At 73.0% G+C, this 26,534-nt stretch carries 25 protein-coding genes and 1 tRNA gene; 12 read left to right on the top strand and 14 right to left on the bottom strand.

The features are described 5' to 3' along the window. Nucleotides 1-8: 8 nt before the first annotated feature. Together AB0J86_RS28660 and AB0J86_RS28655 are read left to right on the top strand one after the other, a co-directional pair. Nucleotides 9-548: a phage tail protein gene (locus AB0J86_RS28660; RefSeq protein WP_363860734.1), complete on the top strand. Its 540-nt coding sequence runs from the start codon at nt 9-11 to the stop codon at nt 546-548. Continuing rightward, nucleotides 545-1,714, top strand: a complete 1,170-nt coding sequence (locus AB0J86_RS28655; RefSeq protein WP_363860733.1) for a zinc-ribbon domain-containing protein — start codon at nt 545-547, stop codon at nt 1,712-1,714. Before AB0J86_RS28660 ends, AB0J86_RS28655 begins: the two co-directional genes overlap by 4 nt. Here the strand turns inward: AB0J86_RS28655 and AB0J86_RS28650 are convergent. After that, nucleotides 1,626-4,613, bottom strand: a complete 2,988-nt coding sequence (locus tag AB0J86_RS28650) for a BTAD domain-containing putative transcriptional regulator (protein WP_363860732.1) — start codon at nt 4,611-4,613, stop codon at nt 1,626-1,628. The two genes, AB0J86_RS28655 and AB0J86_RS28650, sit on opposite strands and share 89 nt — an antisense overlap. A gap of 493 nt (nt 4,614-5,106) precedes the next feature. On the opposite strand from AB0J86_RS28650, the gene AB0J86_RS28645 reads away from it, so the two are divergent. After that, complete coding sequence (locus AB0J86_RS28645) at nt 5,107-6,693, top strand: hypothetical protein (RefSeq protein WP_363860731.1); 1,587 nt, start codon at nt 5,107-5,109, stop codon at nt 6,691-6,693. A 67-nt stretch (nt 6,694-6,760) separates the two neighbouring features. Here the strand turns inward: AB0J86_RS28645 and AB0J86_RS28640 are convergent, their stop codons facing one another. Beyond that, on the bottom strand, nt 6,761-7,237 hold the full coding sequence (locus tag AB0J86_RS28640) for a MarR family transcriptional regulator (protein ID WP_363860730.1): 477 nt from the start codon (nt 7,235-7,237) through the stop codon (nt 6,761-6,763). 86 nt (nt 7,238-7,323) lie between these two features. On the opposite strand from AB0J86_RS28640, the gene AB0J86_RS28635 reads away from it, so the two are divergent. After that, nucleotides 7,324-7,884, top strand: a complete 561-nt coding sequence (locus AB0J86_RS28635; RefSeq protein WP_363860729.1) for an NAD(P)H-dependent oxidoreductase — start codon at nt 7,324-7,326, stop codon at nt 7,882-7,884. Nucleotides 7,885-8,040: 156 nt separating this feature from the next. On the opposite strand, the gene AB0J86_RS28630 is transcribed toward AB0J86_RS28635, so the two are convergent. The 4 genes from AB0J86_RS28630 to AB0J86_RS28615 all read right to left on the bottom strand — a co-directional run bounded on the left by AB0J86_RS28630 (nt 8,041) and on the right by AB0J86_RS28615 (nt 11,884). After that, a complete protein-coding gene (locus AB0J86_RS28630; protein WP_363860728.1) occupies nt 8,041-8,874 on the bottom strand; it encodes an ABC transporter permease in 834 nt (277 codons plus the stop codon). Then, nucleotides 8,871-9,830, bottom strand: a complete 960-nt coding sequence (locus tag AB0J86_RS28625) for an ATP-binding cassette domain-containing protein (RefSeq protein ID WP_363860727.1) — start codon at nt 9,828-9,830, stop codon at nt 8,871-8,873. Before AB0J86_RS28625 ends, AB0J86_RS28630 begins: the two co-directional genes overlap by 4 nt. A gap of 446 nt (nt 9,831-10,276) precedes the next feature. Further along, complete coding sequence (locus AB0J86_RS28620) at nt 10,277-10,561, bottom strand: isochorismatase family protein (protein WP_363860726.1); 285 nt, start codon at nt 10,559-10,561, stop codon at nt 10,277-10,279. 90 nt (nt 10,562-10,651) lie between these two features. After that, a complete protein-coding gene (locus AB0J86_RS28615; protein WP_363860725.1) occupies nt 10,652-11,884 on the bottom strand; it encodes an MFS transporter in 1,233 nt (410 codons plus the stop codon). 169 nt (nt 11,885-12,053) lie between these two features. On the opposite strand from AB0J86_RS28615, the gene AB0J86_RS28610 reads away from it, so the two are divergent. From AB0J86_RS28610 to AB0J86_RS28595, 4 genes are all read left to right on the top strand, one after another. After that, nucleotides 12,054-13,004 (top strand): LysR family transcriptional regulator, encoded by a 951-nt coding sequence (locus tag AB0J86_RS28610; protein ID WP_363860724.1) that lies wholly within the window; start codon nt 12,054-12,056, stop codon nt 13,002-13,004. 334 nt (nt 13,005-13,338) lie between these two features. Next, nucleotides 13,339-13,920 (top strand): lytic polysaccharide monooxygenase, encoded by a 582-nt coding sequence (locus AB0J86_RS28605; protein ID WP_363860723.1) that lies wholly within the window; start codon nt 13,339-13,341, stop codon nt 13,918-13,920. Between the two features lie 184 nt (nt 13,921-14,104). Next, nucleotides 14,105-15,049: an RNA polymerase sigma factor SigJ gene (gene sigJ, locus AB0J86_RS28600; RefSeq protein ID WP_363860722.1), complete on the top strand. Its 945-nt coding sequence runs from the start codon at nt 14,105-14,107 to the stop codon at nt 15,047-15,049. Between the two features lie 82 nt (nt 15,050-15,131). Further along, nucleotides 15,132-16,316: an FAD-dependent oxidoreductase gene (locus AB0J86_RS28595; RefSeq protein ID WP_363860721.1), complete on the top strand. Its 1,185-nt coding sequence runs from the start codon at nt 15,132-15,134 to the stop codon at nt 16,314-16,316. A gap of 157 nt (nt 16,317-16,473) precedes the next feature. Here AB0J86_RS28595 and AB0J86_RS28590 read toward each other — a convergent pair. From AB0J86_RS28590 to AB0J86_RS28565, 6 genes are all read right to left on the bottom strand, one after another. Next, nucleotides 16,474-16,547, bottom strand: a tRNA-Ala gene (locus tag AB0J86_RS28590). A 148-nt stretch (nt 16,548-16,695) separates the two neighbouring features. Next, the gene (locus AB0J86_RS28585; protein ID WP_363860720.1) at nt 16,696-17,484 is read right to left on the bottom strand and encodes a hypothetical protein; all 789 of its coding nucleotides are present in this window, start codon (nt 17,482-17,484) and stop codon (nt 16,696-16,698) included. A gap of 182 nt (nt 17,485-17,666) precedes the next feature. Beyond that, nucleotides 17,667-18,305, bottom strand: a complete 639-nt coding sequence (locus AB0J86_RS28580; RefSeq protein ID WP_363860718.1) for a GNAT family protein — start codon at nt 18,303-18,305, stop codon at nt 17,667-17,669. 100 nt (nt 18,306-18,405) lie between these two features. After that, nucleotides 18,406-19,731, bottom strand: coding sequence for a gephyrin-like molybdotransferase Glp (gene glp, locus AB0J86_RS28575; protein WP_363860717.1), 1,326 nt, complete (start codon nt 19,729-19,731; stop codon nt 18,406-18,408). Nucleotides 19,732-19,994: 263 nt separating this feature from the next. Further along, entirely contained in the window at nt 19,995-20,954 is a 960-nt protein-coding gene (locus tag AB0J86_RS28570; protein ID WP_363860716.1) for a UTP--glucose-1-phosphate uridylyltransferase, read from the bottom strand. 9 nt (nt 20,955-20,963) lie between these two features. Continuing rightward, a complete protein-coding gene (locus tag AB0J86_RS28565) occupies nt 20,964-23,195 on the bottom strand; it encodes a diguanylate cyclase (protein WP_363860715.1) in 2,232 nt (743 codons plus the stop codon). Nucleotides 23,196-23,330: 135 nt separating this feature from the next. Between AB0J86_RS28565 and AB0J86_RS28560 the strand changes: the two genes are divergently transcribed. From AB0J86_RS28560 to AB0J86_RS28550, 3 genes are all read left to right on the top strand, one after another. Next, nucleotides 23,331-23,906, top strand: coding sequence for a 5-formyltetrahydrofolate cyclo-ligase (locus AB0J86_RS28560; protein WP_363860755.1), 576 nt, complete (start codon nt 23,331-23,333; stop codon nt 23,904-23,906). Nucleotides 23,907-24,089: 183 nt separating this feature from the next. Further along, complete coding sequence (locus AB0J86_RS28555) at nt 24,090-24,506, top strand: FmdB family zinc ribbon protein (RefSeq protein WP_363860714.1); 417 nt, start codon at nt 24,090-24,092, stop codon at nt 24,504-24,506. A gap of 129 nt (nt 24,507-24,635) precedes the next feature. Beyond that, nucleotides 24,636-25,214: a flagellar biosynthesis protein FlgA gene (locus AB0J86_RS28550; protein ID WP_363860713.1), complete on the top strand. Its 579-nt coding sequence runs from the start codon at nt 24,636-24,638 to the stop codon at nt 25,212-25,214. Between the two features lie 85 nt (nt 25,215-25,299). Here the strand turns inward: AB0J86_RS28550 and AB0J86_RS28545 are convergent, their stop codons facing one another. Beyond that, nucleotides 25,300-25,485: a hypothetical protein gene (locus AB0J86_RS28545; protein WP_363860756.1), complete on the bottom strand. Its 186-nt coding sequence runs from the start codon at nt 25,483-25,485 to the stop codon at nt 25,300-25,302. An 83-nt stretch (nt 25,486-25,568) separates the two neighbouring features. Between AB0J86_RS28545 and AB0J86_RS28540 the strand changes: the two genes are divergently transcribed. Further along, complete coding sequence (locus AB0J86_RS28540) at nt 25,569-25,901, top strand: translation initiation factor 2 (RefSeq protein ID WP_363860712.1); 333 nt, start codon at nt 25,569-25,571, stop codon at nt 25,899-25,901. A 61-nt stretch (nt 25,902-25,962) separates the two neighbouring features. Here the strand turns inward: AB0J86_RS28540 and AB0J86_RS28535 are convergent, their stop codons facing one another. Further along, entirely contained in the window at nt 25,963-26,445 is a 483-nt protein-coding gene (locus tag AB0J86_RS28535; RefSeq protein WP_363860711.1) for a DUF2231 domain-containing protein, read from the bottom strand. Nucleotides 26,446-26,534: the final 89 nt, after the last annotated feature.

The raw sequence follows: 26,534 nt of genomic DNA, 5'->3' as shown, positions 1-26,534 counted from the left end.
AGCGACCGATGCGTGGTGCCGTACCCGGACTGCCGACCCCACATCCGATCGGGCTCACCCTGCCCGCGCTCTTCCTGGAGGACGATTTCACCCAGCGCTTCACGGCCGGGCTGGACGAGGTGCTCGCCCCCGTGCTGCTGACGCTGGACTCGCTCGACGCCTACCTCGACCTGGAGCTGGCCCCACCGGACTTTCTGGACTGGCTCGCCGGTTGGGTGGCGCTGCCGGTCGACGACAGCTGGCCGCTGCCACTGCGCCGGAGGCTGATCCGGCACGCGGTGGAGCTGCACCGCTGGCGCGGCACCGTACGCGGCCTCGAACTCGCGCTCGGCATCCTCACCGGCGGCACCGTCGAGGTGACCGACACCGGCGGCGTGACCTGGTCGAGCACGCCGAACACCGACCCGCCGCCGCCGGCCCCGGCGCGGGTGCAGGTCCGGGTGAGAGTGGCCGATCCGAGCTCGGTGGACACCACGCGGCTGCAGGAGATGGTGGCCGGTGTGGTGCCAGCACATGTACAGGCAACGGTGGAGGTGGCAGCAGCATGATCGTCTGCGCGGCTTGTGGCAGCAGTAACCGCGACAACGAGCGGTTCTGCGGTAACTGCGGTGCGTTCCTGGCGTGGGAGGGCACCCCGGTCGCGCGACCGGTCGCGGATCCGGCGCCGACGCCCACGCCGGGCCCGACCCCGACCGCCACCTCGGCCCCGGTCGAGCCGGCGACGGGCGGCGTCACCGCCACCGCCACCGACGAGCCGTCGCGGGGCGAGGCCGACGCCGGCGCCCGGGCCGGCGGCGCGAGCGGTACGACGGTGACGGCGGCGGACACCACGACGGCGACCGCCGCGGACGCGCCGCCGACCGCCGACCCGGTGCGGACGACCGAGCCGGCCCGGCCCGGCGACCCGGTGGCGGTACAGCCGGGCATGGCGACCCAGCCGCGCCGGCCCCGGCCGGTGGAGGAGGTACGACCGGCGCCGGTGGTCGGCGAGCGAATCTGCCCGAAGTGCGGGGCGGGGAACGAGAAGACCCGCCGCTTCTGCAGCAACTGCGGGTCGCCGCTGGCCGTTCAGGAGGTGGTCGAGGCCAAGCGGACCTGGTGGCAGCGGCTGATCGACCGGCTGCGGCGGCGCAACCGGGAGGCCCGCCAGCGGCGGGACCGCCGGGCGGCCCGCCGACTGTTGATGATCATCAGCGTGATCTGCGTGCTCACGATCCTCGCGGTGGTCGGCCCGCCGCTGGTACGGCGCGGGATCAACGAGATCCGGGACCAGACCGGCGAGCACGTGCCGCTGCGCCCGACCGGCGCCCAGGCGTCCTCGGAGCAACCGGACGCCCCCGCCGCGCGGATCTTCGACGGCGCGACCAACCGGTTCTGGGCACCGAACGGGCCGGCCGCCGAGGCGTGGGTGGAGGTCAACTACGCGGACCCCGTCCGGATCCTGGACATCGTGGTCACCCCGGGCGTCAGCACCGAACAGGACAAGTTCCTCGCCGTCGGCCGGCCCCAGGCGCTGGCCGTGGTCGCCACCCGGGCCAACGGCGAAACCGTGGATACCGTGCTGCAGCTGCGCGACCAGCCCGGCCCGCAGTCGTTCGAGTTCGAGGCGCCCGACGTGGCGAAGCTCAGGCTTGTCGTGCGCTCGGTGTACGGGCCGCCGCGGTCGAACCCGAGCGTGGCGATCGGGGAAGTGGAATTCTTTGGCCGGAGATGAGGGTCATCGCCTCGGCCGGCTCCACCGAGGCGGCCGGATCGAGCCCGAGCGAGACGAGCACCTCGGCGTACTCGCGTCGGGCCCGCTCCGCCGCGGCGGCGTTGCCGGCCCGGCCGTGCGCGGCGATGAGCAGCCGCCAGCCGGCGTCGTGCCACGGGTCGATCTCGACGCAGCGACGGGCCATCGCGACGGCGGCGCCGCTCGCCTGCTCGTAGCCGGAGAGGCCGTCCAGCTCGGCCTGGGCCAGCCTGGCCGCCGCGTCGGCGGCCTGCCGCCGCAGCGTCTCCCGCTCGTTGACCACCCACTCGGCCGGGCCGTCCTCGGGCAGCAGGTCACCGCCGTAGCTGTGCACCGCCGTGCGCAGCGCGTCCAGGTAGCCCGGGTCGGCGGGGTGCGCGCGCCGGGCCCGCTCCAGCGCGTCGCGCAGCACCGCGACGTCGCAGTAGCCCTCGTCCGGCACGGCGAGCAGGTAGGCGTCGCCGTCGCGGTAGAGCAGCCGGTCGGCGTACTCGGCCGGCAGGTTCTCCTCGAAGAAGCGGCGCAGAGTGGAGAGCGCGACGTGCAGGCGCCGGGTGGCGGTGGCCGGGTCGGCGTCCGGCCAGAGCGCCTCGACGAGCTTGTCGCGGTGGATGGGTCGACCGGGGGTCATGGCCAGGATCCGCGCCACCGTGCGGGAGCGCGGCCGGATGGAGGACCAGTCCAGCACCCGCCCGTCGACCCGCATCCGGAACCCGCCGAGGCACCAGACGGCGATCCGGGCATCCGGGCTCGGGCCGCTGGGCCCCTGGGCGGTCTCGTGCCCGGCGGTCCAGGCGGCCACGAGCGCGCGCGGCAGTCCCGCGTGCGTCGCGGCCGCGTACGCCGCCGCGAGCTGTTCGGCCTGCCGCGGTCCCAGCTGCGCGGCCGCCGCGAGGGCCAGGACGCGGGCCCCCGGTACGCCGGCGGCGCGGGCGGTGCTCTCCGCGCGGCGCACCTCCAGCTCCGCCTCGGGCAGCCGCGCCTGTACGGTCGCGAGCGCCAGCAGCGACTGGGCCCAGGCGGCCAGGACGCCGCTCTCCAGCGCCCGGGCCCGGGCCAGCAGCTCGCCCGCCTCGTCCGGGTCGATACGTCCGTGCAGGGAACGCATCAGCTGGGCGAGGCCGGAGGCGATGAACGCGCCCCAGGTGTCGCCCAGCCGGTCGCACTCCTCGGCGACCGCGGCGGCCTCCTTGATGCTGGGCTCCGTACCGTCGAGCGCCATCACCGCGCGGGCCATCCGGGCCAGCCAGGGCAGTTGCCGGCTCTCGGCGGCCGAGGCGACGGCGGCGACCGCGCCGTCGCCCCACCGGTCGCCGCCGACCATGGCGTGCGCGGCCTGCAGCAGCCGCCCGGCGAGGCCGGCGAAGTCGGAGTCGTCCTCGCTGACCCGGGGCAGGATCCGCCCGGCCTCCTCGATGTTGCCGGCGAGCAGGTAGGCGATCGCCCGGACCAGCGGGGCGACCGCCGGCGGCAGCGACTCGGCCTCGCCGGCCACGACGGCGGGGTGCCGGCGGGTGGCGGCCCGCAGCCAGCCGGTCCAGTGGCCGCGCCACGGCGCCGAGTCGGGCAGCCAGGCCAGGACCATGGTGCGCAGCGCCCGGGAGCGGACGCGGGCCGGTTCGGCGGTGAACATCTCCTCGGCCCGTTGCAGGGCGACCGCGCCGGTCTCCAGCTGGCCCTGGTTCACCCGGTGCCGCCCCTCGGCCAGGACCAGCCAGGGGTCCTCCGCGATGAACCAGCCCGGGAGCAGATCGGTCCAGGAGTCCAGCCCCTGGTCGGCGACGCTGGCCCCGGCCTCGTCGAGCAGCCGGTGTACGGCGCCCCAGTCCTCGGCGCGAGCGTAGCAGCGGGTCGCCTCCAGCAGCGCGCCCTCCTCGGCGAGGATCTCCCCGGCCCGCGCGTGCCAGGCCCGGGCCCCGCCCTCGCCCAGTTCCTCGACCAGCCCGGCGACCAGGTGGGCGCGGAGCACCTCGTGGTAGCGGAATGTCCGGCCGCCGTCGTGGGTGATGGTGAAGGCCTGCCGGTGTTCCAGCTGTTCCAGCAGGAACTGGCTGTCGGTGGCGCCGAGCAGTTGGTCGCAGCGCGGCCCGGTGGGCGTCTCGAAGACGCAGGTACGGGCGAGGAAGAGGCGAAGCGGTTCGGGCAGCTCCGCGAGGACGGTACGGGCGAGGTAGCCGCGCGAGAGCGCCGAGCGCCCGCCGAGGGCGGCCACCGCCCGCCGCCGCTCGGCCAGCGAGTGGCCGCGGGTGGAGAGGTGGTAGAGCTTGAGGCCGGCCGCCCAGCCGCCGACGCGTCGGGACAGCGCGGCGACGTCGTCGGCGGGGAGCGGTTCGCGGTAGACGTCGCGCAGCAGCCGCTCGACCTCCCAGGCGCGGAACCGCAGCTGCTCGGCGTCGATCACGTCCACGTCGGAGAGTTCGTGCCGGGACAGGTCGAAGTTGGGCATCCGGCGGGTACCGATGACCACCTTGACGTCCCGCCGGGCCAGGTCGAGCGAGCGGTCCAGCAGGGTGCTCTCGGCGGGGGATCCCTCGATCAGGTGCAGGTCGTCGATGACGAGCAGCGACCGTGGTACGGATGCCGACGGCCCGCCGGCGGCCACCGCACCGGCGTCCGGGAGGCCCGCCTGCACGGCGACGTGCATGCGCCGCAGCAACCGGTCGGGATTCGCGTCGGAGCTCTCGATGCGCAGCCAGCCGACGGCGAGGTCGAGCGAGTTCGCGTACTGCGCCAGCAGGGTGGTCTTGCCCCAGCCGGCGGGGGCGACGACGAGCGTCGGCGCGGCGGGTCGCGCGTTGAGCATCGCCAGCAGCCGCGGGCGCACCAGCCCCTGCGACTGACGGTACGACGGGTGCGGCCCCGACGGGTCCAAGAGGGACACCGGGGCGCCGGAATGCGAGTTTCCGCCGATCATCGCACCCAACCTCTCGCCGTTGCTCGATGCCTGGTCCTGGGGCATCGGATCCACAGCTACCCATAGCGATGATAGTCAGTGGGAAAACAAAGAAAGCATCATTGTCGGCTGATAAATAGTAGGCAGACAGTTCCGCTCGATTAGCCGATCGGCCAGCGTCGGCCCCTTGACGGGATCATCCGAGAGACCTCCGCCCAGCTCAGCGGCGGTACGGGTGGAGCGGTGGCGATAAAGGCCACTAACCGGCAGTTCACCGTCAGAAAGGCGACATCGAACATTTCCGCAGGCGGCGGGAAAACCCGGAATAGCGAGCTTATCGGGCGGAGCGCGGCGATTGCGTCAAGACCATTTTGCGACGAGCCCGGACCGATCACCACCGATGTGGGCGCCGACCAGGTCAGGGGCCGAGAGCGGCCTCCAGAGGGACAGCGCCGCGACGCGGCCCGATGTTACATTCAGCATGATCTATCGAGCCAGCGCGGAGGTCATCCTGGAAGCGCCCACGGCAGCGGCAGGGCCGGACCACCCGAGCCAGGCGGCGGCCGGCGACCCGGCCACGACCGGCGACCCGGTCCCCGCCGGAGATGTCGCCGCGACCGGTGACTCACCGCCACCGGTCGCGGATCCGCCGGCACCCGGCGCCCGGTACCGCCGCCCCGTCGCCGTGGTGGAGAACCTGCTGCTCGCCGCCGGCCTGCTGGTACTGGCCACCACGCCGAAACCGCCGATGATGGGCGACGGGCTCGCCCGGTACCAGGCGCTGGTCCAACTGCTCGAACAGCGGCAACTGCCGGAGACGCCGTACTCGCTGATCGGGCCGCTCTTCGCGACGCCACTCTGGCTCGTCGGCCACTGGTACGGCAACACGCAGGTCTGGCTGGCGCAGTACAACCTGCTCCTCTTCGTGCTCGGCGCCGGCGCCCTGCACGGCCTGCTGCAGGACCGCGTCGACGCCCGGCTGCGGCGCCGATTCCTGTTGCTGCTGCTCGCCGGCAGCATGGTCGCCGCGCACGTGCCGGACTTCTACGGCGAGATGTTCACCGCGATGGCGGTCGGGGTCGGGCTGCTCGCCGCGACCGTGACGGGCACCGGGCGGGTGACCCGGGCCGCCGGGTGGGGCGCCGTGGTCCTCGGGGTCGCCAACACCCCGGCCAGCGCCGTCGCGCTCGCGATCACGGTCGCGGTGCTCTGTCTCCACCGGCGGCGGGTGCGGTACCTGCTGGTCCTGCCGGCCACGGCGGCGCTGATCCTCGGCGAGGCGTGGTGGCGCTGGGGCGACCCGCTGCACAGCGCGTACGCCGAGAACGGTGGCGGTGTGACGGTGCTGCCGTACTCGGGTCGGCCGGGCTTCTCGTACCCCTTCGTGCTCGGCCTCGTCGCCATCCTCTTCTCTTTCGGCAAGGGGCTGGCCTGGTTCGCGCCGGGCCTCTTCCTGCCGGTACGGCGCGCCCTGCGGCCGAGCCCGGTGGGCGACGGCGGGGCCGCCCTCGCGGCGGACCCGGAGCGACCCGACGCGGCCGGGCGGACCGGGGCCGGGCCCGGTACGGCCGACCTCTGGACCGCCTGGCTGCTCTGGTCCGCGTTCGTCGGCGGCCTGGTGCTCACCTACGCGAGTTGGTGGGGCTGGAACGGCGGAATGTACTGGGGTCCCCGGTTCTTCCTCGTCGCGATCCTGCCGGCCAGCCTGGCCCTGGCCGCGCTGCACGGACCGGCCGCCCGGACCGGCCCCCTGCTGACCGCCGCGACCCTGGTCGCCACGGCCCTTTCCGTCTGGGGTGCCGCGAACAGTCGGGTCTTCGGGCAGTTGCGTCCCTGGATCTGTTACCAGGACAACTACCGTCTCGAAGGGCTCTGCCACTTCACCCCCGAGTTCAGTCCACTGTGGTATCCGTTCGTGGATCCGCCCACGCTCGCGGCCCGCGACCTGCTCGCCCTGGGTTTCTACGCGGTGGTGCTGCTCTGGCTCACGGTCCCGCTGCTGGTCCGGCTCGCCCGCCAGGTCGCGCCGCACGCCCGCGCCCTCGGCCCGCGCGGCTGGCACTGGTGAACCGGCCGGTCTCGGGAGCTTTGTCCGACCCGGTCCACCACCGCGACCAGCGGCCGGGTGGGGGCCGTCACTCGGTGGTGGCGATGCGCTCGAACGCGCGGGCGAGCTGGGCGAGGTCGAGATCGAGATCGGCCAGGTGGTCGAGCAGGTGCCGGCGCACGCCGGCGAGGTGGGCGGGCCACGCCTTCGCCAGCCGGTCGAGTCCGGCGTCGGTGAGCACGGCGTTCCAGCCGCGGGCGTCCTCGTCGCACTTGACCCGCCGTACCAGGCCCTGCGTCTCCAGCCGGGCGACGACCCGGGTCATCCCGCTCAGGGACAGCTCGCAGGCGGCCGCGAGTTCGCTCATCCGCATCAGCCGCTGCGGCGTCTCGGACAGGTGCATCAGGGTCAGGTACTCGACGAGCGGCAGCCCCTGGTCGCGTACGAGATCCGCGTCGAGGGCCCGGGGCAGCAGGTAGATCACGCGGACCAGGGAGCGGACGAGGGCCTCCTCGTCCGGGTCGAGCGGCCGCGGCGGCTCGGGCGGCGGTGTGATCGTAGACATAATCCCAGCTTATTTGCTTGACGAAGCAACCGCCACTACATTTGCTTGACGCAGCAAGCAAGTCTTCGAGAGACGAGAGAACCGCAATGACCAAGATCGGCATCATCCTTGGCAGCACCCGGCCCGGCCGTAACGGCGAGGCGGTCGCCCACTGGGTCCGCGACATCGCCGCCCAGCGCACCGACGCCGAGTACGAGCTGGTCGACCTCCTGGACTACAAGCTCCCCCACCTCGACGAGGTCTACCCGCCGAGCATGGGCCAGTACAGCCAGCCACACACGCTGGAGTGGGCAAACAAGATCGCCTCGTTCGACGGGTACGTGATCGTGACCCCCGAGTACAACCACTCCACCTCCGGCGCCCTCAAGAACGCCATCGACTTCCTGTACTCGGAGTGGAACAACAAGGCCGTGGGCTTCGTCAGCTACGGGTCGGTCGGCGGAACCCGGGCCGTGGAACACCTGCGGCTGATCGCCGGCGAGCTGCAGATGGCCGACGTACGGGCCCAGGTGAGCCTCTCCCTCTTCACCGACTTCGAGAACTTCAGCGTCTTCAAGCCGGGCGAGTTCCAGCGCGACGCCGTCCACACGATGCTGGACCAGGTCGTCGCCTGGAGCACCGCGCTCGCCCCGCTGCGCGCGAAGTAACGCCGGGCGGCGCCGAGGAGGCACGACCTAACGGGACGCCACCGCATACCGGAGCCGGCCCGCCCGTACCTGTCCCAGGAGGTACGGGCGGGGCGGCCGGCCGGATCTCGCCGGCGGCGGCCGGGTTCTCACCGGCGGCGGCCGGGCGCGGCGGGCTCAGGACTGGCGGTTGAACAGTCGCTTCGACCAGAGGTATCCGCCCAGCGCGATGGCCGCGCACCAGGCGAGCCCGATCCAGGCGTTGTTCCCGATCGGCTCGTCCAACAGCAGGCCGCGCAGGGTTTCGATGATCGGCGTGAACGGCTGGTACTCGGCGAACCAGCGCAGACCCGCCGGCATGGAGTCCGTGGGGACGAACCCGCTGCCGAGGAAGGGCAGCAGGACGAGCGGCATGGGCAGGTTGCTCGCGGTCTCGACGCTCTTGCTCACCTGGCCGAGCGCGACGGACAACCAGACGAGCGCGAAGGTCACCGCCAGCAGGAAACCGGCCGTGGCCAGCCACGCACCGGGCCCGGCGGTGGGCCGGAAGCCGACCAGCACCGCCACGCCGATCACAACCGCCAGGCTGAACACCGCCTGGATCATGCTGCCGAGGACGTGTCCGGTCAGCACCGAGACCCGGGCGATGTGCATCGTACGGAACCGGGTGATGATGCCCTCGGTCATGTCCATGGCGATCGAGATCGCGGTCCCCTGGACCGTGGCCGTCACGGTCATCAGGATGATCGCCGGCGCCACGTAGTTGGCGTACGCGGCGCGTCCGCCGGCCGCGCCGGCGTGCACCGTCCCGGCGAGCCCGGCGCCCAGCGTGCCGCCGAGCACGTAGACGAAGAGCAGCAGGAAGACGACGGGCATCCCGATGAGCATCAGGGTCATCGACGGGTACCGCAGCATGCGCTTGAGGTTGCGGCGCAGCATCGTCGCCGAGTCGCGCAGCGGGTGGAAACGGAGGCTTGCCGGCGCCGTACGGGCGAGGGCGGACGTGCTCATCGGGTGGTCACCTTCTCGTTGGTGGGGTTGCCGGTGAGGGCGAGGAAGACGTCGTCGAGATCGGGGGTGTGCACGGACAGTTCGTCGACCTCGATGGCCCGGTCGTCGAGCCGGCCGATCAGGGCCTTCAGCGAGCGCAGACTGCCGTCGCTCGGCACCCGCAGGGCGAGCGCGTCGTTGTCGCGCGACGCCTGGTCCAGCACGCCCATGGCCGCGGCGAGGCCCTGCGGATCGGCGAACCGCAGGCGTACGTGCCCGCCGGGGATGCGGCGCTTCAGCTCCTCCGCGGTTCCCTCGGCGACCACCCGACCGTGGTCGAGGACGGCGATCCGGTCGGCCAGCTCGTCGGCTTCCTCCAGGTACTGCGTGGTCAGGAAGATGGTGACGCCGCCGGCCACCAGCTCCCGGATGATCTGCCACATGTTCCGGCGGCTGCGCGGGTCCAGTCCGGTGGTCGGCTCGTCGAGGAAGATCACCTGCGGGCTGCCCACCAGCGTCATCGCCAGGTCGAGCCGCCGCCGCATGCCTCCCGAGTAGGTCGCTGCCGGCTTCCGGCCCGCCTCGGTGAGGTCGAACTGTTCGAGCAGCTGGACGGCCCGCCGCCGGCGCTCGCCCCTGGCGAGGTGGTGCAGGTCCGCCATCAGCAGCAGGTTCTCCTCGCCGGTGAGCAGGTTGTCCACCGCGGAGAACTGGCCGGTGACACCGATGGCGGCGCGCACCGCGTCCGGTTCGCGGCCGAGGTCGTGCCCGGCGACCTGGACGTCGCCGGCGTCGGCGCTGAGCAGGGTGGACAGGATCTTCACGGTGGTGGTCTTCCCGGCGCCGTTCGCGCCGAGCAGCGAGAAGACCGTTCCCCGCTGCACGTTCAGGTCGAGACCGTCGAGCACGACCTGGTCACCGAAGGTCTTCCGTAGTCCGGTCACGGCGATCGCCGGCCGGGTGTGCGTGCTGGTCATGGTTGCCTTTCTGGGCCCAGGAGCGGGGCTGGTTCGGGGCGCTCGACCAACGCATGCGCCTCGTCACCACCGACTTCGGCGGGGGTGGCGAGCTCGCGCCGGAGGTTGCGCACGTACCCGGTCACGTTCGTGGTGCCAATATGGCACACGTATGGCACGGCGACAAGTTTGTATGGCACCACTTGCGCGCCACCTCTGGCACCAGCCTGGCGCCGACCGAGCACAAGCAGCAGGTCACGACCGGTCCGCCGGCATCGACGACGGAGGAAAAGTCGCCCGAGGCACACGCGTACGCCGAGGAGGACCGGCCTTACCGGAAAAGAAAGACCACCGACCCGCTCTCGCGGGTCGGTGGTGGGGCCGAAGCCGTGGTCTTCACGGCGCGGGACCGCTCGGCGAGTTGGTCGCCGTCGGCGGGTGTCAGTCGCGGGTCTTCGCGAGCATCTTCACGAGGTCGGTGGTGGAGCCGGTCTCGCCGAGGGGGGAAAGATCCGTTCAGTGCTGTTGCGGTGCGCCGCCACGTCCAGATCGGCCATAGCGTCCGCCGCGAGCGTGATCTGGTAGCCGTGTTCGTAGGCCGCCCGAGCGGTCGACTCCACGCCGATGCTGGTGGTGAGCCCGGCCAGCACGACCTGCGTGACGCCGCGGCGGCGTAGCTGCAGGTCGATGATGACAAGCGCGCTGGACGCGTCAAGTGCGGTGACGCCCATGAATTGCTCCTCTTTCTGCATCGGCGGGTCGGCCGCGGTGTCGCACGGGTGGCTCAGGTCCGGCTCGTGCTGTTGTCACGTGCTCAGCGGTTGGCGGCCCCGTACCTGACCTCATGCGACACGCCCGCCGTCCCTCGCGGGACCGGTCGTGGCCAGCTCCGGCTCGGGTGCGGGTGCGGGGCTCGGGCGGCGGGGCAGCAGCAGCGGGCTGGCGAGGATGAGCAGCCCGGCGACCGCGATGGCGGTACGCGGGCTGGTGGCGTCGGCGAGCAGGCCGCCGAGCGCGCTGAGGACGGCGATGGCGGCGCTGCTGCTGATCGACCAGGCCGTCAGGGTGCGGGCGAGTCGGTCCCGGGGTGTCTGTTCGAGCCGGTAGGTGGCGAGCACGGGGTTGTAGAGGCTCATGCTGATGATGATCGCCAGTTCGACGGCGATCACCGTGGCGAGGCCGGCGAGGCCGGGCTGGACGAAGGCGAGGCCGATCAGCCAGACCGCGCGCAGCGTGCCGACGGTACGGATGATCCGGTGTTGGCCGTACCGCGCCACGACGCGGCGGGCGAGGCGCGAGCCGACAAGCCCGCCGAGGCAGGGGGCGGCGAAGGCGAGGCCGTACTGCCAGGGTGGGAATCCGAGTTCGCGGAGCAGGAGGACGGCCAGCAGCGGCTCGGTGGCCATGATGAGTCCGCCGACGAGCAGCTGGTTGAGGTAGAGCGCCCGCAGGCCGGGGTGGGTCAGCAGGTGCCGCCAACCGTCGAGCAGCTCGCCGGCCCGGACCCGGCGGCCCTCGGTTCGTCGCGGGTCGTCTTCCCGGTGGCGGATCGCGGTGATGCCCAGCGCGGAGAGCAGGTAGCTGAGCGCGTCGGCCAGCACGGTGGTCACCGGCCCGAACAGGCCGATGGCCGCGCCGCCCAGGGGTGGTCCGACGGCGATGGAGCTCCAGGTCGTCGACTCGAACCGGGCGTTCGCCACGAGCAGGTCCGCCGGGCGGACGAGGGCCTTGAGGTACGCGCCGCTGGCCGCGTTGAAGGCGATCTTGGCGGCGGCGAGCACGGTCGAGACGACCAGCAGTTGAACGAAGCCGAGCCGCCCGAGGGCGTACGCGATCGGGATGGTCGTCATGGCCGCGAACCGGACCAGGTCCATCGCGATCATCATGGGGCGCTTGCGGTGGAACTCCACCCACGGCCCGAGCGGCAACGCGATGAGTGCGCCCACCGCCGGCCCGACCGCGGCCAGCGCGGCGACCTGGGCGGCGCTGGCGTGCGACACCAGCACGGCGAGCAGCGGCAACGCGCCGAATCCCAGCCCGGAGCCGTAGGCGCTGACCGCATACGCTGCCCACAACCACCCGAACCGCCGCCCCAGGGATTGTCTGGCCATCGCAGCCCCGCACCTCCCGCCACGAACAACCCGCCGTTGACCCCGGAGATCAAAGCAAGGCCGCGACGAGGAGATCAAACAACCGGTACGGCGGTGAGCCACAACCCGCCGTTGTGTGGTTAGGGTTCGGTGCGTGGATCTCGACGCCGTGCGTACCTTCGTCGCCGCCGCGGACGCCGGACAGTTCCAGGAGGCCGCCGCCGCGCTGTCGATCACCCAGCAGGCCGTCTCCAAGCGCGTCGCCGCGCTGGAGAAGGACCTGGGCGTACGCCTGTTCCTCCGTACCGCCCGAGGGGTCCAGCTCACCATCGACGGCCAGGCGTTCCTGCCCCACGCCCGGGACCTCCTGCGGGTGGCCGAGCGGGCCGACGCGTCCGTACGCCCCGGCCGGCGCGCACTGCGCGTCGACGTCGTCAACCGGCGGGTCGCCGCGGCGGTGCTGCTCCAGGAATTCCACCGCGTGCACCCCGAGGTCGCGCTGGATGTCGTGACGCTGGACGTCGAGGTCGAGGGTGCGGTCGCCGCCGTCGAGGCCGGGACGATCGACGCCACCTTCCACGCGGTCACCATGCCCGCGCGCCAACTGCCGGCCGGGATCAGGGCCACCCGCGTGATCGACGAACCGCACGAGATCCTCGTCGGCCCACGCCACGCGCTGGCCAACGCGCGCGTCGTCACGCCCGCCCAACTCGTCGGGCACCGGATCTGGATGCCGGGCATGACCCCCGGTACCGAGTGGGCCGACTTCTACGACGAACTCGCCGCCGCGTTCGGGCTCACCATCGACCGGGTCGGGCCGGTCTTCGGCAACGAGGCACTGCTGGCCGAGATAGCCGACTCCGCGGAGTTGGCGACCCTGGTGGGGGAGCGCTCGCGGTACCTGTGGCCGGACAGCTACGACCTGCGGCGCATACCGGTGCGCGACCCGGCGCCCGTCTACCCGATCTCGCTGATCTGGCGGGACGACAACCCGCACCCCGCGCTCGGGGAACTTCGCGACCACCTCGGCTCCAGGCGGGTGGACGCACCCGGCGAAGAGGTGTGGATGCCGACGTGGGGCCAACGATCGGGCCCACGATCATAGAATCGTACGGCGAATGCCCGACACCTCCGGCGGACGTCGAGCGTCGATCGCCTACCGAACTTTTCGCCGGCCACCCAGGAGCCGGACCAGCCGCGATGCGTGCTCGGCGGCACTTCGACCCACTCGACCCACACCGTTATCAATAGACGCTTATTGATATCTTGACCCGCAACTGCCACACTTATTGGGAGCGCTCCCAATCTGATCTTGAGCGCCGCGAAGGAACGGAGGTCGTACAGTGCGTTCACACACCGAGCAATCCGGCCGGCGATCCCGGTCAGCCGTCCGTCAGCCCGTTCGAGCGCTTGTCCTGCTGCTCGCCACGGTGGTCGGGATGCTCCCCTGGGCCGGCGCGGCCCAGGCCCACGGCACCATCATCAACCCGCAGTCCCGGGCCTACCAGTGCTGGAAGGACTGGGGTAGCCAGCACACCAACCCGGCCATGCAGCAACAGGACCCCATGTGTTGGCAGGCGTTCCAGGCCAACCCTGACACCATGTGGAACTGGATGAGCGCGCTCCGGGACGGCCTCGGCGGGCAGTTCCAGGCCCGCACGCCCGACGGGCAGCTGTGCAGCAACGCCCTCTCCAGGAACAACAGCCTGAACCGGGCCGGATCGTGGAAGGCGACCAACATCAGCCGCAACTTCTCGATCCAGCTGTACGACCAGGCCAGCCACGGTGCCGACTACTTCCGGGTCTACGTCAGCAAGAACGGGTTCAACCCGACCACGCAGACCCTCGGCTGGGGGAACCTCGACTTCATCACCCAGACCGGGCGGTACGCGCCGGCACAGAACATCACGTTCAACGTCTCGACCTCCGGTTACACCGGGCGTCACATCGTCTTCGTCATCTGGCAGGCCTCGCACCTCGACCAGGCCTACATGTGGTGCAGCGACGTGAACTTCGTCTGACCGGCGGGACCCACAGTCCACGACACCTCCGGCCCGGGATGGCCCCGTCCCGGGCCGGAGCGTTCGCCAGAAACAAGAGCGTCACCCGAAGCGAGATGGCCGCCGACCTTTCCAGGACGGCGGCCCTGCCGTGGTGGAGCTGAGGGAGATCACCGTTACCGGGGTGGATGGTTAACTGGGGGTCATGCGGGTCGGCGCGCACGAGGTCGAGGTGTTCGAGGGGGCCAGGGCGCGGTTGGAGGCGATCGCGTACCGCCTGCTGGGGTCGGCGAACGATGCCGAGGACGCGGTGCAGGACACGTTCCTGCGCTGGCAGTCCGCCGACCGGGAGCTCATCGAGACGCCCGAGGCGTGGCTGACGAAGGTGCTCACCAACGTCTGCCTCAACCGGCTCACCTCGGCCCGCGCCAGGCGAGAAATCTATGTGGGCCAGTGGCTCCCCGAGCCGGTCTTCGCCGGGGACCGGATGCTCGGCCCGTCCGACACCGTCGAGCAGCGGGAATCGGTCTCGATCGCGATGCTCACGCTGATGGAGCGGCTCTCGGCCAAGGAGCGCGTCGTGTACGTGCTGCGCGAAGCGTTCGGATACTCGCACGGCGAGATCGCCGAGGTGCTCGACCTCACCGAGTCGAACTGCCAGCAGGTCTACCGGCGGGCCAAGCAGCACCTGGCCGACGACCGGCGCCGGGTGGCGGTCGACGCGGCCGCGGCCCGCAAAATCGTCGAGGAGTTCCTCGCCGCGGCACTCAGCGGCAAGACAGACTCGCTGGTACGGATGCTGACCGACGACGCGACCAGCGTCGGCGACGGTGGCGGCGTGGTCTTCTCGGTGCCTCAGCCGATCACCGGTGCCCTGCGGGTGGCGAGGTTCCTCCGCGCGCTGTTCACGCCCAGCGAGGCCAAGTGGGAGATGATCGGTGGTCGCCCCGAGCTGTTCGCCGCGGTCGCCAATGGCGTACCCGCGCTGGTGATGGTGGTCGGTGACCGGGTCGCCGGAGTTTTCTCGCTGGACGTGACCGCCGACGGCATCGCGGCCGTCCACGCCCAGGCGAACCCCGGCAAGCTCGAACGCGCGAGGCGCCAGTGGGCCGTGTCCGAACACGGGGAGCCACTCACCGGCGACTGGTGACCCAGGTCACGTCCCACCGCTGTCAGGCTTCGCGCCGCCATCCGGTTCAGGAAGCGAACACCGACCGGACAGGAGCGCGACCATGAAGCACCGCATCGTCATCCTCGGGGCCGGATATGCCGGAGCCAACGCCGCCGGGCGCCTGGCCAAGCGGCTGCACCCCGCCGACACCGAGATCACCCTCGTCAACGCCGATCCCGAGTTCATCGAGCGCGTCCGCATGCACCAGCTGGCGACCGGCCAGCACCTGAAGCCCCGCCCGCTGACCGACGTCTTCGCGGGCACGGGCGTGCGGGTGCGGGTTGCGCGGGTCACGGCCGTCGACGCCGAACGCAGGACCGTCGACATCGTCGACGCCGCCGGTCCCGGCGAGATCGCTTATGACACGCTCGTCTACGCCCTCGGCAGCACCGCTGCCGACCCCGGCGTTCCCGGCGTCGCCGAGCATGCCCACCACATCGCCGGCAAGCAGTCCGCGCTGCGGCTGCGTGACCGGCTGGCCGGCCTCGCCGCGGGCGGAACCGTGCTCGTCGTCGGCGGTGGCCTCACCGGCATCGAAGCCGTCACCGAGATCGCCGAAGTCCGGCCGGACCTGCAGGTCTCCCTCGCCGCGCGCGGCGGCCTCGGCGACTGGCTGAGTGGGAAGGCCCAGAGTCACCTGCGCAAGGCCTTCGAGCGGCTCGGCATCAAGGTGCACGAACACACCGACATCGCGACCGTCGAGCCGACCGGCGCCGTCACCACCGACGGCCGAGCGATCCCGGCCCAGGTGACCGTCTGGACGGCCGGCTTCGCCGTTCATCCCATCGCCGCGGCCACGACCCTGCGGGTTTCCGCGACGGGGCAGATCGTCGTCGACGAGACCATGCGGTCGGTCTCGCACTCCGACGTCTACGCCGTCGGTGATGCCGCGCTCGCACGGGGCGCGAGCGGCATCCCACTGCGGATGTCCTGCGCCTCGGGGGTTCCCTCGGCCTACCTGGCGGCCGACGTCATCGCCGCTCGCCTGACCGGACGCCCGACCCCGCCGAACAAGATCGGCTACACCGCCCAGTGCATCAGCCTCGGCCGCCGCGACGCGGTCGTGCAGTGGGTGACCCCGGACGACCAGCCCAAGCCGTCCGCGCTCACCGGCAGGACGGCCGTACGCGTCAAGGAGATGATCTGCAAGGCCGCGGCCTGGAGCGTCTCCCACCCGACCTCGATGCTCCCGACCCGCCGCCGCCACGCGATCCCGGCCGACGAGCGCCTCGCGATCACCGCGTGATTGCCCGCCGCCGCAGGCGTCCCCGACCGCATTGGCCGGATCCATCCGAGCAGTCCCCGGCTGGGGACGATCAAAAAGGTAACGGGGTGATTCACAGTCGCATAGACAAGATTTAAAGGCCCCGACCGGCATTTCTGCTGGTCGGGGCCTTGATGTGTGGAGCTGAGGGGATTTGAACCCCTGACCCCCTCGATGCGAACGAGGTGCGCTACCGGTCTGCGCCACAGCCCCTCGCCGGGTCGGATGACCCGGCGACCCGCCACCACCAGTATCGCGTGGCGAGCCGGCGACAAGGCTAACAGGTCTGGTACCCCGCCCGCGAATCCGACCCCCGGATCGAGTGTTTCCCGGGGTCATCCCCCGTCACCGGCCCGCCCGGTCAGGCGGAGTGCGGGTTGCGGCCGGCCTCGTACGGGCGGCCCCGCAGGCCGCCGGAGCGGCGGTACGAGACCGAGGCGGCCGTTCGGCCACCGGACGCCGCCGCCGGCAGGTCCGGCCGGTCCAGGCCCATCGCGGCCCGGCGTACCGCCTCCCGCTGGGCCGCCAGCCGGCGCTGCGTCTCCCGCCGGGCCGCCGCCCGACGGGCCTGCTCCCGGCGTACCTCCGCCTGGCGGGCGGCGAGCCAGGCCGCCTCCCGGGCCGCCGCGCGCCGGCGCCGCCGCTCGACGACCGCCCGGTTGCGCAGGTGCGCCACGTAGGTGACCAACAGCGTCACCGTGACGGAGAAGCTGATCCAGAAGCCGGTGCTGACCACCACGACCCCGACCAGCTCCACGAGGTTCAGCAGCAGCAGCGCCGCGAGCACCCGGCGGCGCCGGTAGATGACCGGGGTGTGCCGGCGCGGCGGCGGGCGGCGGCGGGACCGGGCGGCGGGCTTCGGTACCGCGCGCAGGCGGCTCCGCGCCCGTCCGGCGTCGCCCGCGCCGGCCTGGTCCCGCTCGGGCGGCTCGTCGCGCAGGGTCACCACCAGCGCCCGGGACGGGTTGACCGGCCGCCTTCCCGGGACAGTGCGGCGCCGCCGGCGGCGCTGGAGCACCCGCGCCGTCGACTGCGCCCGCTCCGCCACCAGCCGCTCGGTGGCGTCGTACCGGCGGACCAACGCCGGCGCGAGGGCGAGCAGACCGGCGGCGGCGAGGACGGCGAGGAGCACCGAGGTCGGCACCCTCACCCCTCCCGTCAACCAACCACGTCGGGCGATCGCACCGGCCCCGCGCGATCTCCGCGCAGCGGTCCGCTGGTCACGCGGATCGAACAGGTCCGTATGCGGTCGCCGGACTTACCAGTTACTTGAGGTTACGATCCGTCCACCAGGAAAATCGTGCGCCGCGCCGGCCGTACCGGGGCAAAAGATCACCGTGTGGTGGCGCGTACCCGGTGCCAGCGGGCCAGCAGGCCCCCCTCGGCGGCGATCTCCTCGACGGTCATGGCGTACCCGATGTGGTCGCGCCAGGCGCCGTCGATGTGCATGTACCGCGGGTGGTACGCCTCCTCGCGGAAGCCGAGCTTCTCCACCACCCGCCGGGAGGGGCGGTTCTCCGGCCGGATGTTGACCTCGACCCGGTGCAGCCCGCCCGGGCCGAACGCGTGGTCGACGGCGAGCGCCATCGCGGTGGGAATGACCCCCCGCCCGGCCACCCGGGCGTCGACCCAGTAGCCGACGTACGCCGAACAGAACGCGCGGCGCACGATGTTGCCGAGGTTGAGGTGGCCGACCAGGCGCTCGCGCCCGCCCTCGCGCAGGCAGACCGCGAACGGCATGCCCTCGCCCCGGCGCGCCGAGCGGCGGTGGTCCCGGTGGACGTAGCGAAACGCGGCCGGGGAGTTCAGCTCGTCCCAACGGCCCGGGGGCGAGGACTCCCAGGGCGAGAGCCACGCCTGGTTGGCCCGGCGCACCTCCGACCAGGCGTCCGCGTCCCGGCGCCGGTACGGGCGCAGCACCACCGGTCCGTCGGAGAGCATCACCGGCCAGCCGGGCGCCGTCGTGAACATCAGGCGCTCACCCCGCCGGAACCGGTGCGGCCGGGCCGAGCTGGGCGGTCCGGGCGGTGCTGGTGATTCGCGCGGCCCGGCCCGGAACACGTCCCGCCGCTCACCGGCGCCGGTCCAGCAGCAGCACGTCCACGGTGGAGCCGGCCGCCGCGGTGGTCACCCGCTCGCCGAGCACCAGCAGGCCGTTCGCCTCGGCGAGGCCGGAGAGCGTGTGCGGCCCCCCGCGCAGCGGCTGCACGGTGTAGCCGCCGCCCCGGCGCTCGGCGACGTGCGCCGGCCGGAACTCGCGCAGGCCGGCCGGCGACGGCACGGTCTCCAGCAGATGGGCCCGGACGCTGGGCCGGAACACCGGCTCGGCCCCGGCCAGCAGCTGGATGGCCGGGCGGGCCAGCACCTCGAACCCGATCAACGCGGCCCCAGGTTCACCGGGTAGACACACGACCGGCACCTCCTCGGCACCGACCGTACCGAATCCGAGTGCGGTACCGGGATAGAGGGCCACCTCGGTGAAGGCGACCGGTCCGGCGCGGCCACCCTCGCGGCGGGAGAGGATGCGGCGCACCATGTCGCCCGGGCCGGTACCGGTGCCACCCGTCGTGATGATCAGGTCGGCGCGCAGGGTCTGGTCCTCCAGCAGCCCGCGCAGCCCCTCCGGGTCGTCGTCGCAGATGCCCACCCGGTACGCCAGCGCGCCCGCCTCCGCCGCCGCCGCGGTCAGCGCGTGCGAGTTGGCGTCGACTATCTGACCCGGCTGGCTGGCCCGTCCCACGTCCACCAGCTCGTCACCGGTCGCCACGATCACCACGCGCGGGCTGGGCCGGACCACCACGTGCCCGATGCCGGTCGCGGCGAAGACGGCGACCAGGGCGGGCGAGACGTACGTGCCGGAGCGGGCGAGCAGCGTCCCGGCGGCCAGTTCCTCGCCGGCCCGGCGTACCCCGAAACCCCGCTTCGGGGTACGGAAGATCTCCACCGCGGCCATGCCCTGGTCGGTCCACTCGACCGGTACGACCACGTCGGCCGCGAGCGGCAGCGGAGCACCCGCGGCCACGGAGAAGCACGAGCCGGGCGTGAGCCGGACCGGGCGCCAGCTCGCCGCGCCCAGGTCGCCCACCACGTTCAGCCGCACCGGGCGGGGGTCGCCGAGCCGCGCGCGTACCCGGGCGCCGCCGGGCCCCGCCACGAAGCCGCCACCACCGGAGATGTCCTCCCAGCGGGCCGCGTAGCCGTCGATCGCGGCCTGGTCGAACGCGGGGAACGCGTGCGGCGCCACGACGTCCTCGGCGAGCACGTTGCCGTACGCCTGGGTGAGGTCGAGGTCGAGCGGCGGCAGCGCGCGGAGCCTGCGCAGCACGCTGCCCAGGTAGTCGGCGAGCGGCGTCAGCTCGTTGGGGGCGGCCGCCTCGGCATCGGCCGTCGCTGTCACACCGTCACCTCGCTACGACGGGTGTCTCGGGCCCGGCCGGCCCTGTGTCGCCGGAAACCTCGCTCTCGCTGGTCATGGCCTCTCCTCGTGATACCGCTCGTGACCGCCATGACCGCGCTGACCGGGCCGGCCGGCGACTTCCACCCACCCGGTCATAATCCCTCCCCGCCGGCTCGACCGCCCACCTGACCGGGGCCGCGGCGTTCGTGCCGCACGGCGGGAACGGCCGGCCGCCGAGGCGGCCGGCCGGTGACCTGGAATCGTCACGTACCCTGCGCGCCGGCGTCGGCCGCCACGAACTCGGCCAGCCAGCGGCGGAACTCCGGGCCGAGGTCGTCCCGCTTCGCAGCGATCTGTACGACCGCCTGCAGGTAACCCAGCGGCATGCCGGTGTCGTACCGCGTGCCGCGGTAGACGATGGCGTGCACCGGCGTGCCCTCGGCGAGCATCAGCGCCATCGCGTCGGTCAGCTGGATCTCACCGCCGCTGCCGGGACCGGTGCGCTTGATCGCCTCGAAGATCCGCCCGGGCAGGACGTACCGGCCGAGCACCGCGAGGTTGCTCGGCGCCTCCTCCGGCGCCGGCTTCTCCACCAGCCCGGTCACCTTGACGACCTCGCCGAGGTCGGTCAGCGCGTCCTCGGCCGGCGCGACCGAGGCGATCCCGTACCGCTTCGTCTCCTCGGGCGCGACCTCCAGGAAGGCGAGCACGATGCCGCCGGTCCGCGCCTGCAGCTCGATCATGGCTGGCAGCAGCGGTTCGGAGAGGTCGACGAACTCGTCACCGAGGAGCACGGCGAACGGCGCGTCGCCCACGTGCGACTCGGCGTAGGACACCGCGTGCCCCAGCCCGAGCGGCTCGGCCTGCCGGCAGGTGTAGATCTCCGCCAGCTCGCTGGGCCGCCGTACGGCCGCCAACCGTTCCGCGTCGCCCTTCTCCTCGAGTCTGGACTCGAGGTACGGCTGCCGGTCGAAGTGATCGACCATGGAGGTCTTGCCGCGCCCGGTGATCAGCAGCACGTCGCCGATGCCCGCCGCGGCGGCCTCCTCGACGATGTACTGCAGCACCGGGCGGTCCACCACCGGCAGCAGTTCCTTGGGAACGGCCTTGGTGGCGGGGAGGAACCGGGTGGCCAGGCCGGCGGCGGGAATGACCGCCTTCACCGCCCGTTGTCCGGAGGGCGAGGTGGAGGTCATCGGTGGGGTCGCTGAGGCTTCCGACATGTCGCGAGACTATCGGCCACGGCTTTGTCGTGGCGGCTGCGGCCCGGAAGACGCGCCGCCAGGGGGACCGTCCGACACCCCGCCCGCCCGGGGAAGCCCGTCCTCGGGGGACGAGCCGCCGGCGGGAACCGGAATCTCCCGGACCACCGGGCGGGCATCGACGACCGCCAACCGGTACGTGTCCCGTCCCGCCGCCTTCGCGGCGTAGAGCGCGTCGTCGGCCGCGTCCAGCACCCGCTGCCCGGTCGCGGCGTGGTCCGGATAGACCGCTATCCCGATCGAGACCGTGACCCGGACGGGCGCCGGCGCCGCGGCGGTCGCCCCGCCGGGGTGCGGATCGATCATTATCGGGGCGTCCCGGACCGCCGCGCCCAGCCGCTCGGCCACGGTCGCCGCGCCCCGGGCGTCGGTCTCCGGCAGCAGCACCACGAACTCCTCCCCGCCCTGCCGGAAGGCGAGGTCGACCTCGCGCAGCGCGCCGCGGACCCGCCGGGCGAACTCGGCGAGCACGGCGTCCCCCGCCGCGTGCCCGTACGTGTCGTTCACGTCCTTGAACCGGTCCAGGTCCAGGGCGAGCACGCTGAGCATCCGGCCGAACCGGCTGGCCCGCTCGACCTCGCGCCGGATCGACTCCTTGAGGTACCGGTAGTTCCAGAGCCCGGTGAGCGGGTCGGTCAGGGAGAGCCGCTGCGCCTCCTCGTGCATCCGCACGTTGTTCACGGCCACCGCGGCGTGCGCCGCGAAGGTGCGCAGCGTGACCACGTCCGCGTCGTCGAACTCGTCCGAGCCGAGCCGGTCGTAGAGGGCCAGCACCCCGAGCGGCACCGTCGGGGGCGGTGGGACCGCCTTGCCGTCCGGCGCCGCCCCCGGCGGTGCGCCGGACTCGCCGGCCGCCCCGGGCGCTGCGAACGGCACCGCCACGTACGTCTCGCAGATCGGCTCCTGGGGGCAGAGCGGGGACGAGCCTGGGCGTACCCGCCCGCGCTGCGGTTCGCCGGTGGCCGCGACCGTACCGAGCAGCCCGCTGCCGAGCGGTACCCGCAGGGGCAGGTCCTGGGCCGCGGCGGCGTCGGGCGGTACCGGCCGGCGACCGGCGAGGCCCTCGGCGCACCGGCCGACCAGCACCCCGCCGCTCTGATCGAGCAGGAGCACCACCCCGGCCCGCGCGCCCGTGGCGACGAGCGCGGTCTGCAGGATGACCCGGAGGATGCGCTGCAGGTCGTGGGTGCTGGCCAGGGTGTCGCCCAGCACGGCGAGATGGCCGCGAAGCTGGTCCCGGCTGCTGGTGAGCGCCTGCACGTAGGACCGGGTCTCCCTTGTCATCCGGTTGAAGGTGCTGGCCAGCCGCCCCACCTCGTCTTGGCCGCCGACCGGGATCCGGGCGGCCAGGTCCCCGTCGGCCACCCGGTCGACGGCGCTGGCCAGCTCGGCCAGGGGCCGGGTGGTGGCGCCCGCCAGCCGCCAGGCCGCCAGTACCGCCAGCAGCCCGGCGACCACCACCGCCGCGACGAGGGCGGCGTAGAGCTGTCGCGGCTGCTCCCGCGGCACGGAGAGTGCCAGCGGCAGCGGCTGGCCGGGTACGGGGCCCACCCGCCGGACGTACCGACCGTTCTCGCTCTCGACGATCCCGTCCCCGCTGGTACGCCCCGCGGCGGCGAGCACCGCCTCCCGGACCCCGGGCGGCTCGGTGCTCCGCACCGTCTCCCCCGGCGCCAGCGCGTCCCCGCCGAGCAGGGTGACCTCGGCACCGCTCGCCGCGGCGAGCCGGGCCAGCAGGGTGGCGTCGATCAACAGCGTGGTGGTGACCTCACCGGCCGGGGTGCCGCGCGGGTCGCGTAGCTCCAGCCGTACGGAGAGGGCGCGGGCCGGCGCGGCGGCCGGATCGGGCCGGGCGCAGTCCGCCCAGGGCGGCGGCGGCTCGGTGGCGCTGCGGTAGACGGCACCGGCACGGGCGTCGGTGATCAGTACGGCGGCGGCCAGTCCCCTGGCCACGACCTGCGTGGCGATGTCGCCGCGGTCGGCCGGCTCGGCCCGGACCGCGATCACCTCCGCGGCGGCCCGTAGCTGTTGGCAGAGCGCGTTGACCGAGGTGCGGACGGTGCTGGCCGCGAGCCTGAGCCGTTCGGCCGAGCGGTGCTGGTCGAGCGCCGTCACGGTGCCGCTGACGAAGAACGCGCCGAGCAGTACGGGCCCGAGCACGACGGCGAGGAAGGCGGTGGTCAACCGTCGGCGCAGCGTCACTCGTCCCCCCGGAGGTTCCGCACCCACCTGCTGCGATGCTGGCACAACCCCACTGACTAACAGCGCTGCGCGCGGGAGTGTTACGTGTCGGATTCACCGGATGGAGCGGCCGGCCCGGACCGGGACAAGATCACGCTGCGGGTCGAGGTGCTCGCCCGCCGGCGCCGGCTGGACGCCGGGGGCCGTACCGCCGCCGCCGGCCGGATCCAGGCCGAGCTGGCCGGGTTGGTACGCCGGCTCCGCCCGGCCCGGGTCACCGCGTACGTGCCGGTCGGCTCGGAGCCGGGTGGCGCGGACCTGCCGGAGGCGCTGCTGCGCGCCCTGGGCCCCGGTCCGGAACTGCTCCTGCCGGTGCTCCGCCCCGATCTCGATCTCGACTGGGCCGCGTACACCGGGCCCGGCTCGCTGGTGGCGGCGGGCCGGGGGCTGCGCGAGCCGACCGGTCCGCGCCAGGGTGTGGCGGCCGTCGCCGACGCGGAACTGGTCGTCGTGCCCGCGCTCGCGGTGGACCGGCGCGGGCTCCGACTGGGTCGCGGCGGCGGGTCGTACGACCGGGCGCTGGCCCGCGTCGGCGCGGCGGTGCCGACCGTGGCCCTGCTCTACGACGAGGAGTTGGTCGACAGCGTCCCCAGCCAGCGCCACGACCGCCCGGTACGGTTCGTGATCACACCCGGCCGGGGTCTGGTCCGCCTTCCGTCCCCTCCGGGTTAGCGAGGGCGTCGCCACCGCCGTCCTCCGCCCGGGGGAAGCGCACCGACGAAGATCGACAAACCGGGGGCCTCGGCCCTCGCCCAGGGCCGCCGGACCCGATCGGCGCGATCGGGTGTCGCGCGCCACACCCCGGCTGGACGAGAACGGGTCCGATGACGCACCATTGGCACTCGGATACGTCGAGTGCCAACAATCTTGCGAGATCCGGAGGAGAACGTGCCCACGTACCAGTACGTTTGCACCGCGTGCGGCAACCAGCTCGAGGCGGTGCAGTCGTTCAGCGACGCGCCGCTCACCGAGTGCCCGTCGTGCGAGGGCAGGCTGCGCAAGGTGTTCAACTCGGTCGGCATCGTCTTCAAGGGCTCCGGCTTCTACCGCACGGACTCCCGTGGCAACGGGTCCGACAGCTCCTCCGGCGGCGCCACCGCGGCCAAGTCGACCAGCGGCGGCGAGTCGTCCTCGTCGAACGGCGGCGGCTCGACCGCCGGGACCAACGGCTCCGGCAACGGCGGCGGCTCGTCCACGAAGTCGGAGACGGCCTCCGCCAAGCCGGCCGCGTCCACCGCGAGCAGCGGCTCGACGTCGTCCAGCGGCTCCTGAGCGTTGTCCACAGGCCGGCCGGTTATCCACAGGCCGGCGAGCGGCGGCTGAGCCTGCCGCCTCCACCGCCCTAACCTCCTGCTGACGACGGCGCCGACGCTGGCGCCGTCGGCCGGGAGGGGGCGGGTCATGGCGTGGGGATCCGGTCGAGGGCGGGGCGAGCGCGCGCTGCGCCCGGTCCGCTGGCAGGTGCGCCCGCGAGGCGGCACGCTGCTGCGGATCGGGCTGACCGCCGGCCTGTTGGCGCTGGCGGTCGGCGTGCTGTACGGCGGACCGGCGCGATCGACCTGCGCCCCGGGTCCGGCGGCGACCGGCGGCGCGGCGGCGGAGCCCGGCACCACGGCCGGCGATCCGGTGCGCGGCGGCCCGGGGACCAGGGACGCCGGAACGCACGGCGGCGGAACGCCCGCCCCTACGCCGCCCGCCGGTCTGGTCGGCGTACCGGTCCGGATCGCGGAACCGGCCACACTGGCGGTGATCCGGCCGGGCGGTCGGGTCGACCTGCTCGTGGTACCCACCACCACCGGCTCCGCCCGGCCGGTCGAGCCGATCCTGGTGGCGCCGCGCGCCCTGGTGCTGACAGTGATCGGGATCACGGCGGGCGACGGTACGGCGAGCGGCCTCTACCTCGCGCTGACGCCGGAACAGGCACAGCGGGCGATCGCGCTACCGGACGACGCCCGGCTCGCGGTCATCGTGCGGCCCTGACGCCCCGGACCCGGTAGGACCTGGCCCCGGCCCGGTAGAACCTGGCCCCGGGGCCGGTAGGACCTTGCCCCGGGCCGGGCAGGCCCTAGTCCCAGTGCGGCGGCCGGTCGGCGAAGAGGCGATCGTCGTTGCCGGTGGCGTACTCGCCCCAACCGCGATCCGTGTCGTCGGTGGACTGTTCAGGCAGCACGACGAAGTCGTCGTCGGCTAGGTCGACCACCCGGTCATCGTCCGCACCGCCGGGCGCGAACCGCTCGAACACCGTGCTCACGGAAAACAAGCGTACCGAACCGCCGACACCGCTGCCCGTGGTCGGCGGGTCCTTCGTCGCCGTCGTTGGTAGCGTCGGACGGCGTGACGACGCCCCACGGTGCAAACCCCGACGACAGCGTCTGGCGCCGGCCGCCCGGAACCGGGCCCGACGTCCCGCCGGCCGCCCCGGCACCGCAGACCGAACCCGAGCCGTCGCCCTATCCGGGGCCTCCGGCGGGCGTCACACCCCCGGCGAGCTGGCGCCCGCCGGTCTACGTCCAACCGCCCCCGCCGCGCCGCCTGCCCGAGCAGGACCTCGCCGGCGTGAACCAGGCCGAGCAGAGCGCCCGCACGGTCACGTACGGGGTGGGCCTGATCGCGGGCGCGGTGATCCTCGTGCTGATGTGCCTGCTCTGCTCGCGGGTCCTGTTCTAGGTCTGATCTGGTGGGGCTCGCCGCCGGCGAGCGCCACCAAACCCGGCCCGGCTCCGGCCCGCTAGAGCACCCCCTGCCAGACGATGTGCGCCCCGGAATCGCCGGTGCGGTAGGCGTACCAGGCGGTCAGGACGCCGAGCACCACGACGACGGCGGAGAGCACCACGGCGAGCCACGACGGCAGGCGCCGGGCCCGGGCCCGACCGCTGGTCAGGAAGAGCAGCACCAGCGTTGCCACACCGAGCCCCAGGGCGAACCAGAACAGCGCGTCGCCGTACTCCTGGTGCTGGTTCACCTGGCTGACGATCTCCGGCGGGTACCCCTTCCGGATCAGTACCTGCTTCAGCTCCTCGCCGGACTCCTTGGCGACGAACGACGTCACCGGCCCGAGCACCGCGAGCACGGCGGCGACCCAGCCGATCCGGCCACGCAGCCGCGGTACGACCGCGTAGCCGATCGCGAACAACGCCAGCAACGGTACGAAGACGACGGCCGCGTGCACCACCAACGCGTGCGCGGGGAGGCCCAGAATCTCTCTGAACACGACACCTCCGGTCGTGGATCTCGGCCGGGTCGCGGGGTCCGGCCGACCGCCGCGACGAGAACGTTGCCCTTCAACGGGTCACACGACAA

Source organism: Micromonospora sp. NPDC049559 (assembly GCF_040676675.1).
In the GTDB taxonomy this organism is placed as follows: Bacteria; Actinomycetota; Actinomycetes; order Mycobacteriales; family Micromonosporaceae; genus JBFAPK01.
This window is presented reverse-complemented; position numbering and strand designations above follow the sequence as displayed.

What these genes read in the sequence shown, in the direction of transcription:
- AB0J86_RS28660 (WP_363860734.1), top strand. Translation starts at nt 9, where the DNA reads ATGCGTGGTGCCGTACCCGGACTGCCGACCCCACATCCGATCGGGCTC.
- AB0J86_RS28655 (WP_363860733.1), top strand. Translation starts at nt 545, where the DNA reads ATGATCGTCTGCGCGGCTTGTGGCAGCAGTAACCGCGACAACGAGCGG.
- AB0J86_RS28645 (WP_363860731.1), top strand. Translation starts at nt 5,107, where the DNA reads ATGATCTATCGAGCCAGCGCGGAGGTCATCCTGGAAGCGCCCACGGCA.
- AB0J86_RS28640 (WP_363860730.1), bottom strand. Translation starts at nt 7,237, where the DNA reads ATGTCTACGATCACACCGCCGCCCGAGCCGCCGCGGCCGCTCGACCCG.
- AB0J86_RS28635 (WP_363860729.1), top strand. Translation starts at nt 7,324, where the DNA reads ATGACCAAGATCGGCATCATCCTTGGCAGCACCCGGCCCGGCCGTAAC.
- AB0J86_RS28630 (WP_363860728.1), bottom strand. Translation starts at nt 8,874, where the DNA reads ATGAGCACGTCCGCCCTCGCCCGTACGGCGCCGGCAAGCCTCCGTTTC.
- AB0J86_RS28625 (WP_363860727.1), bottom strand. Translation starts at nt 9,830, where the DNA reads ATGACCAGCACGCACACCCGGCCGGCGATCGCCGTGACCGGACTACGG.
- AB0J86_RS28620 (WP_363860726.1), bottom strand. Translation starts at nt 10,561, where the DNA reads ATGCAGAAAGAGGAGCAATTCATGGGCGTCACCGCACTTGACGCGTCC.
- AB0J86_RS28605 (WP_363860723.1), top strand. Translation starts at nt 13,339, where the DNA reads ATGCTCCCCTGGGCCGGCGCGGCCCAGGCCCACGGCACCATCATCAAC.
- sigJ (WP_363860722.1), top strand. Translation starts at nt 14,105, where the DNA reads ATGCGGGTCGGCGCGCACGAGGTCGAGGTGTTCGAGGGGGCCAGGGCG.
- AB0J86_RS28595 (WP_363860721.1), top strand. Translation starts at nt 15,132, where the DNA reads ATGAAGCACCGCATCGTCATCCTCGGGGCCGGATATGCCGGAGCCAAC.
- AB0J86_RS28580 (WP_363860718.1), bottom strand. Translation starts at nt 18,305, where the DNA reads ATGTTCACGACGGCGCCCGGCTGGCCGGTGATGCTCTCCGACGGACCG.
- AB0J86_RS28570 (WP_363860716.1), bottom strand. Translation starts at nt 20,954, where the DNA reads ATGTCGGAAGCCTCAGCGACCCCACCGATGACCTCCACCTCGCCCTCC.
- AB0J86_RS28550 (WP_363860713.1), top strand. Translation starts at nt 24,636, where the DNA reads ATGGCGTGGGGATCCGGTCGAGGGCGGGGCGAGCGCGCGCTGCGCCCG.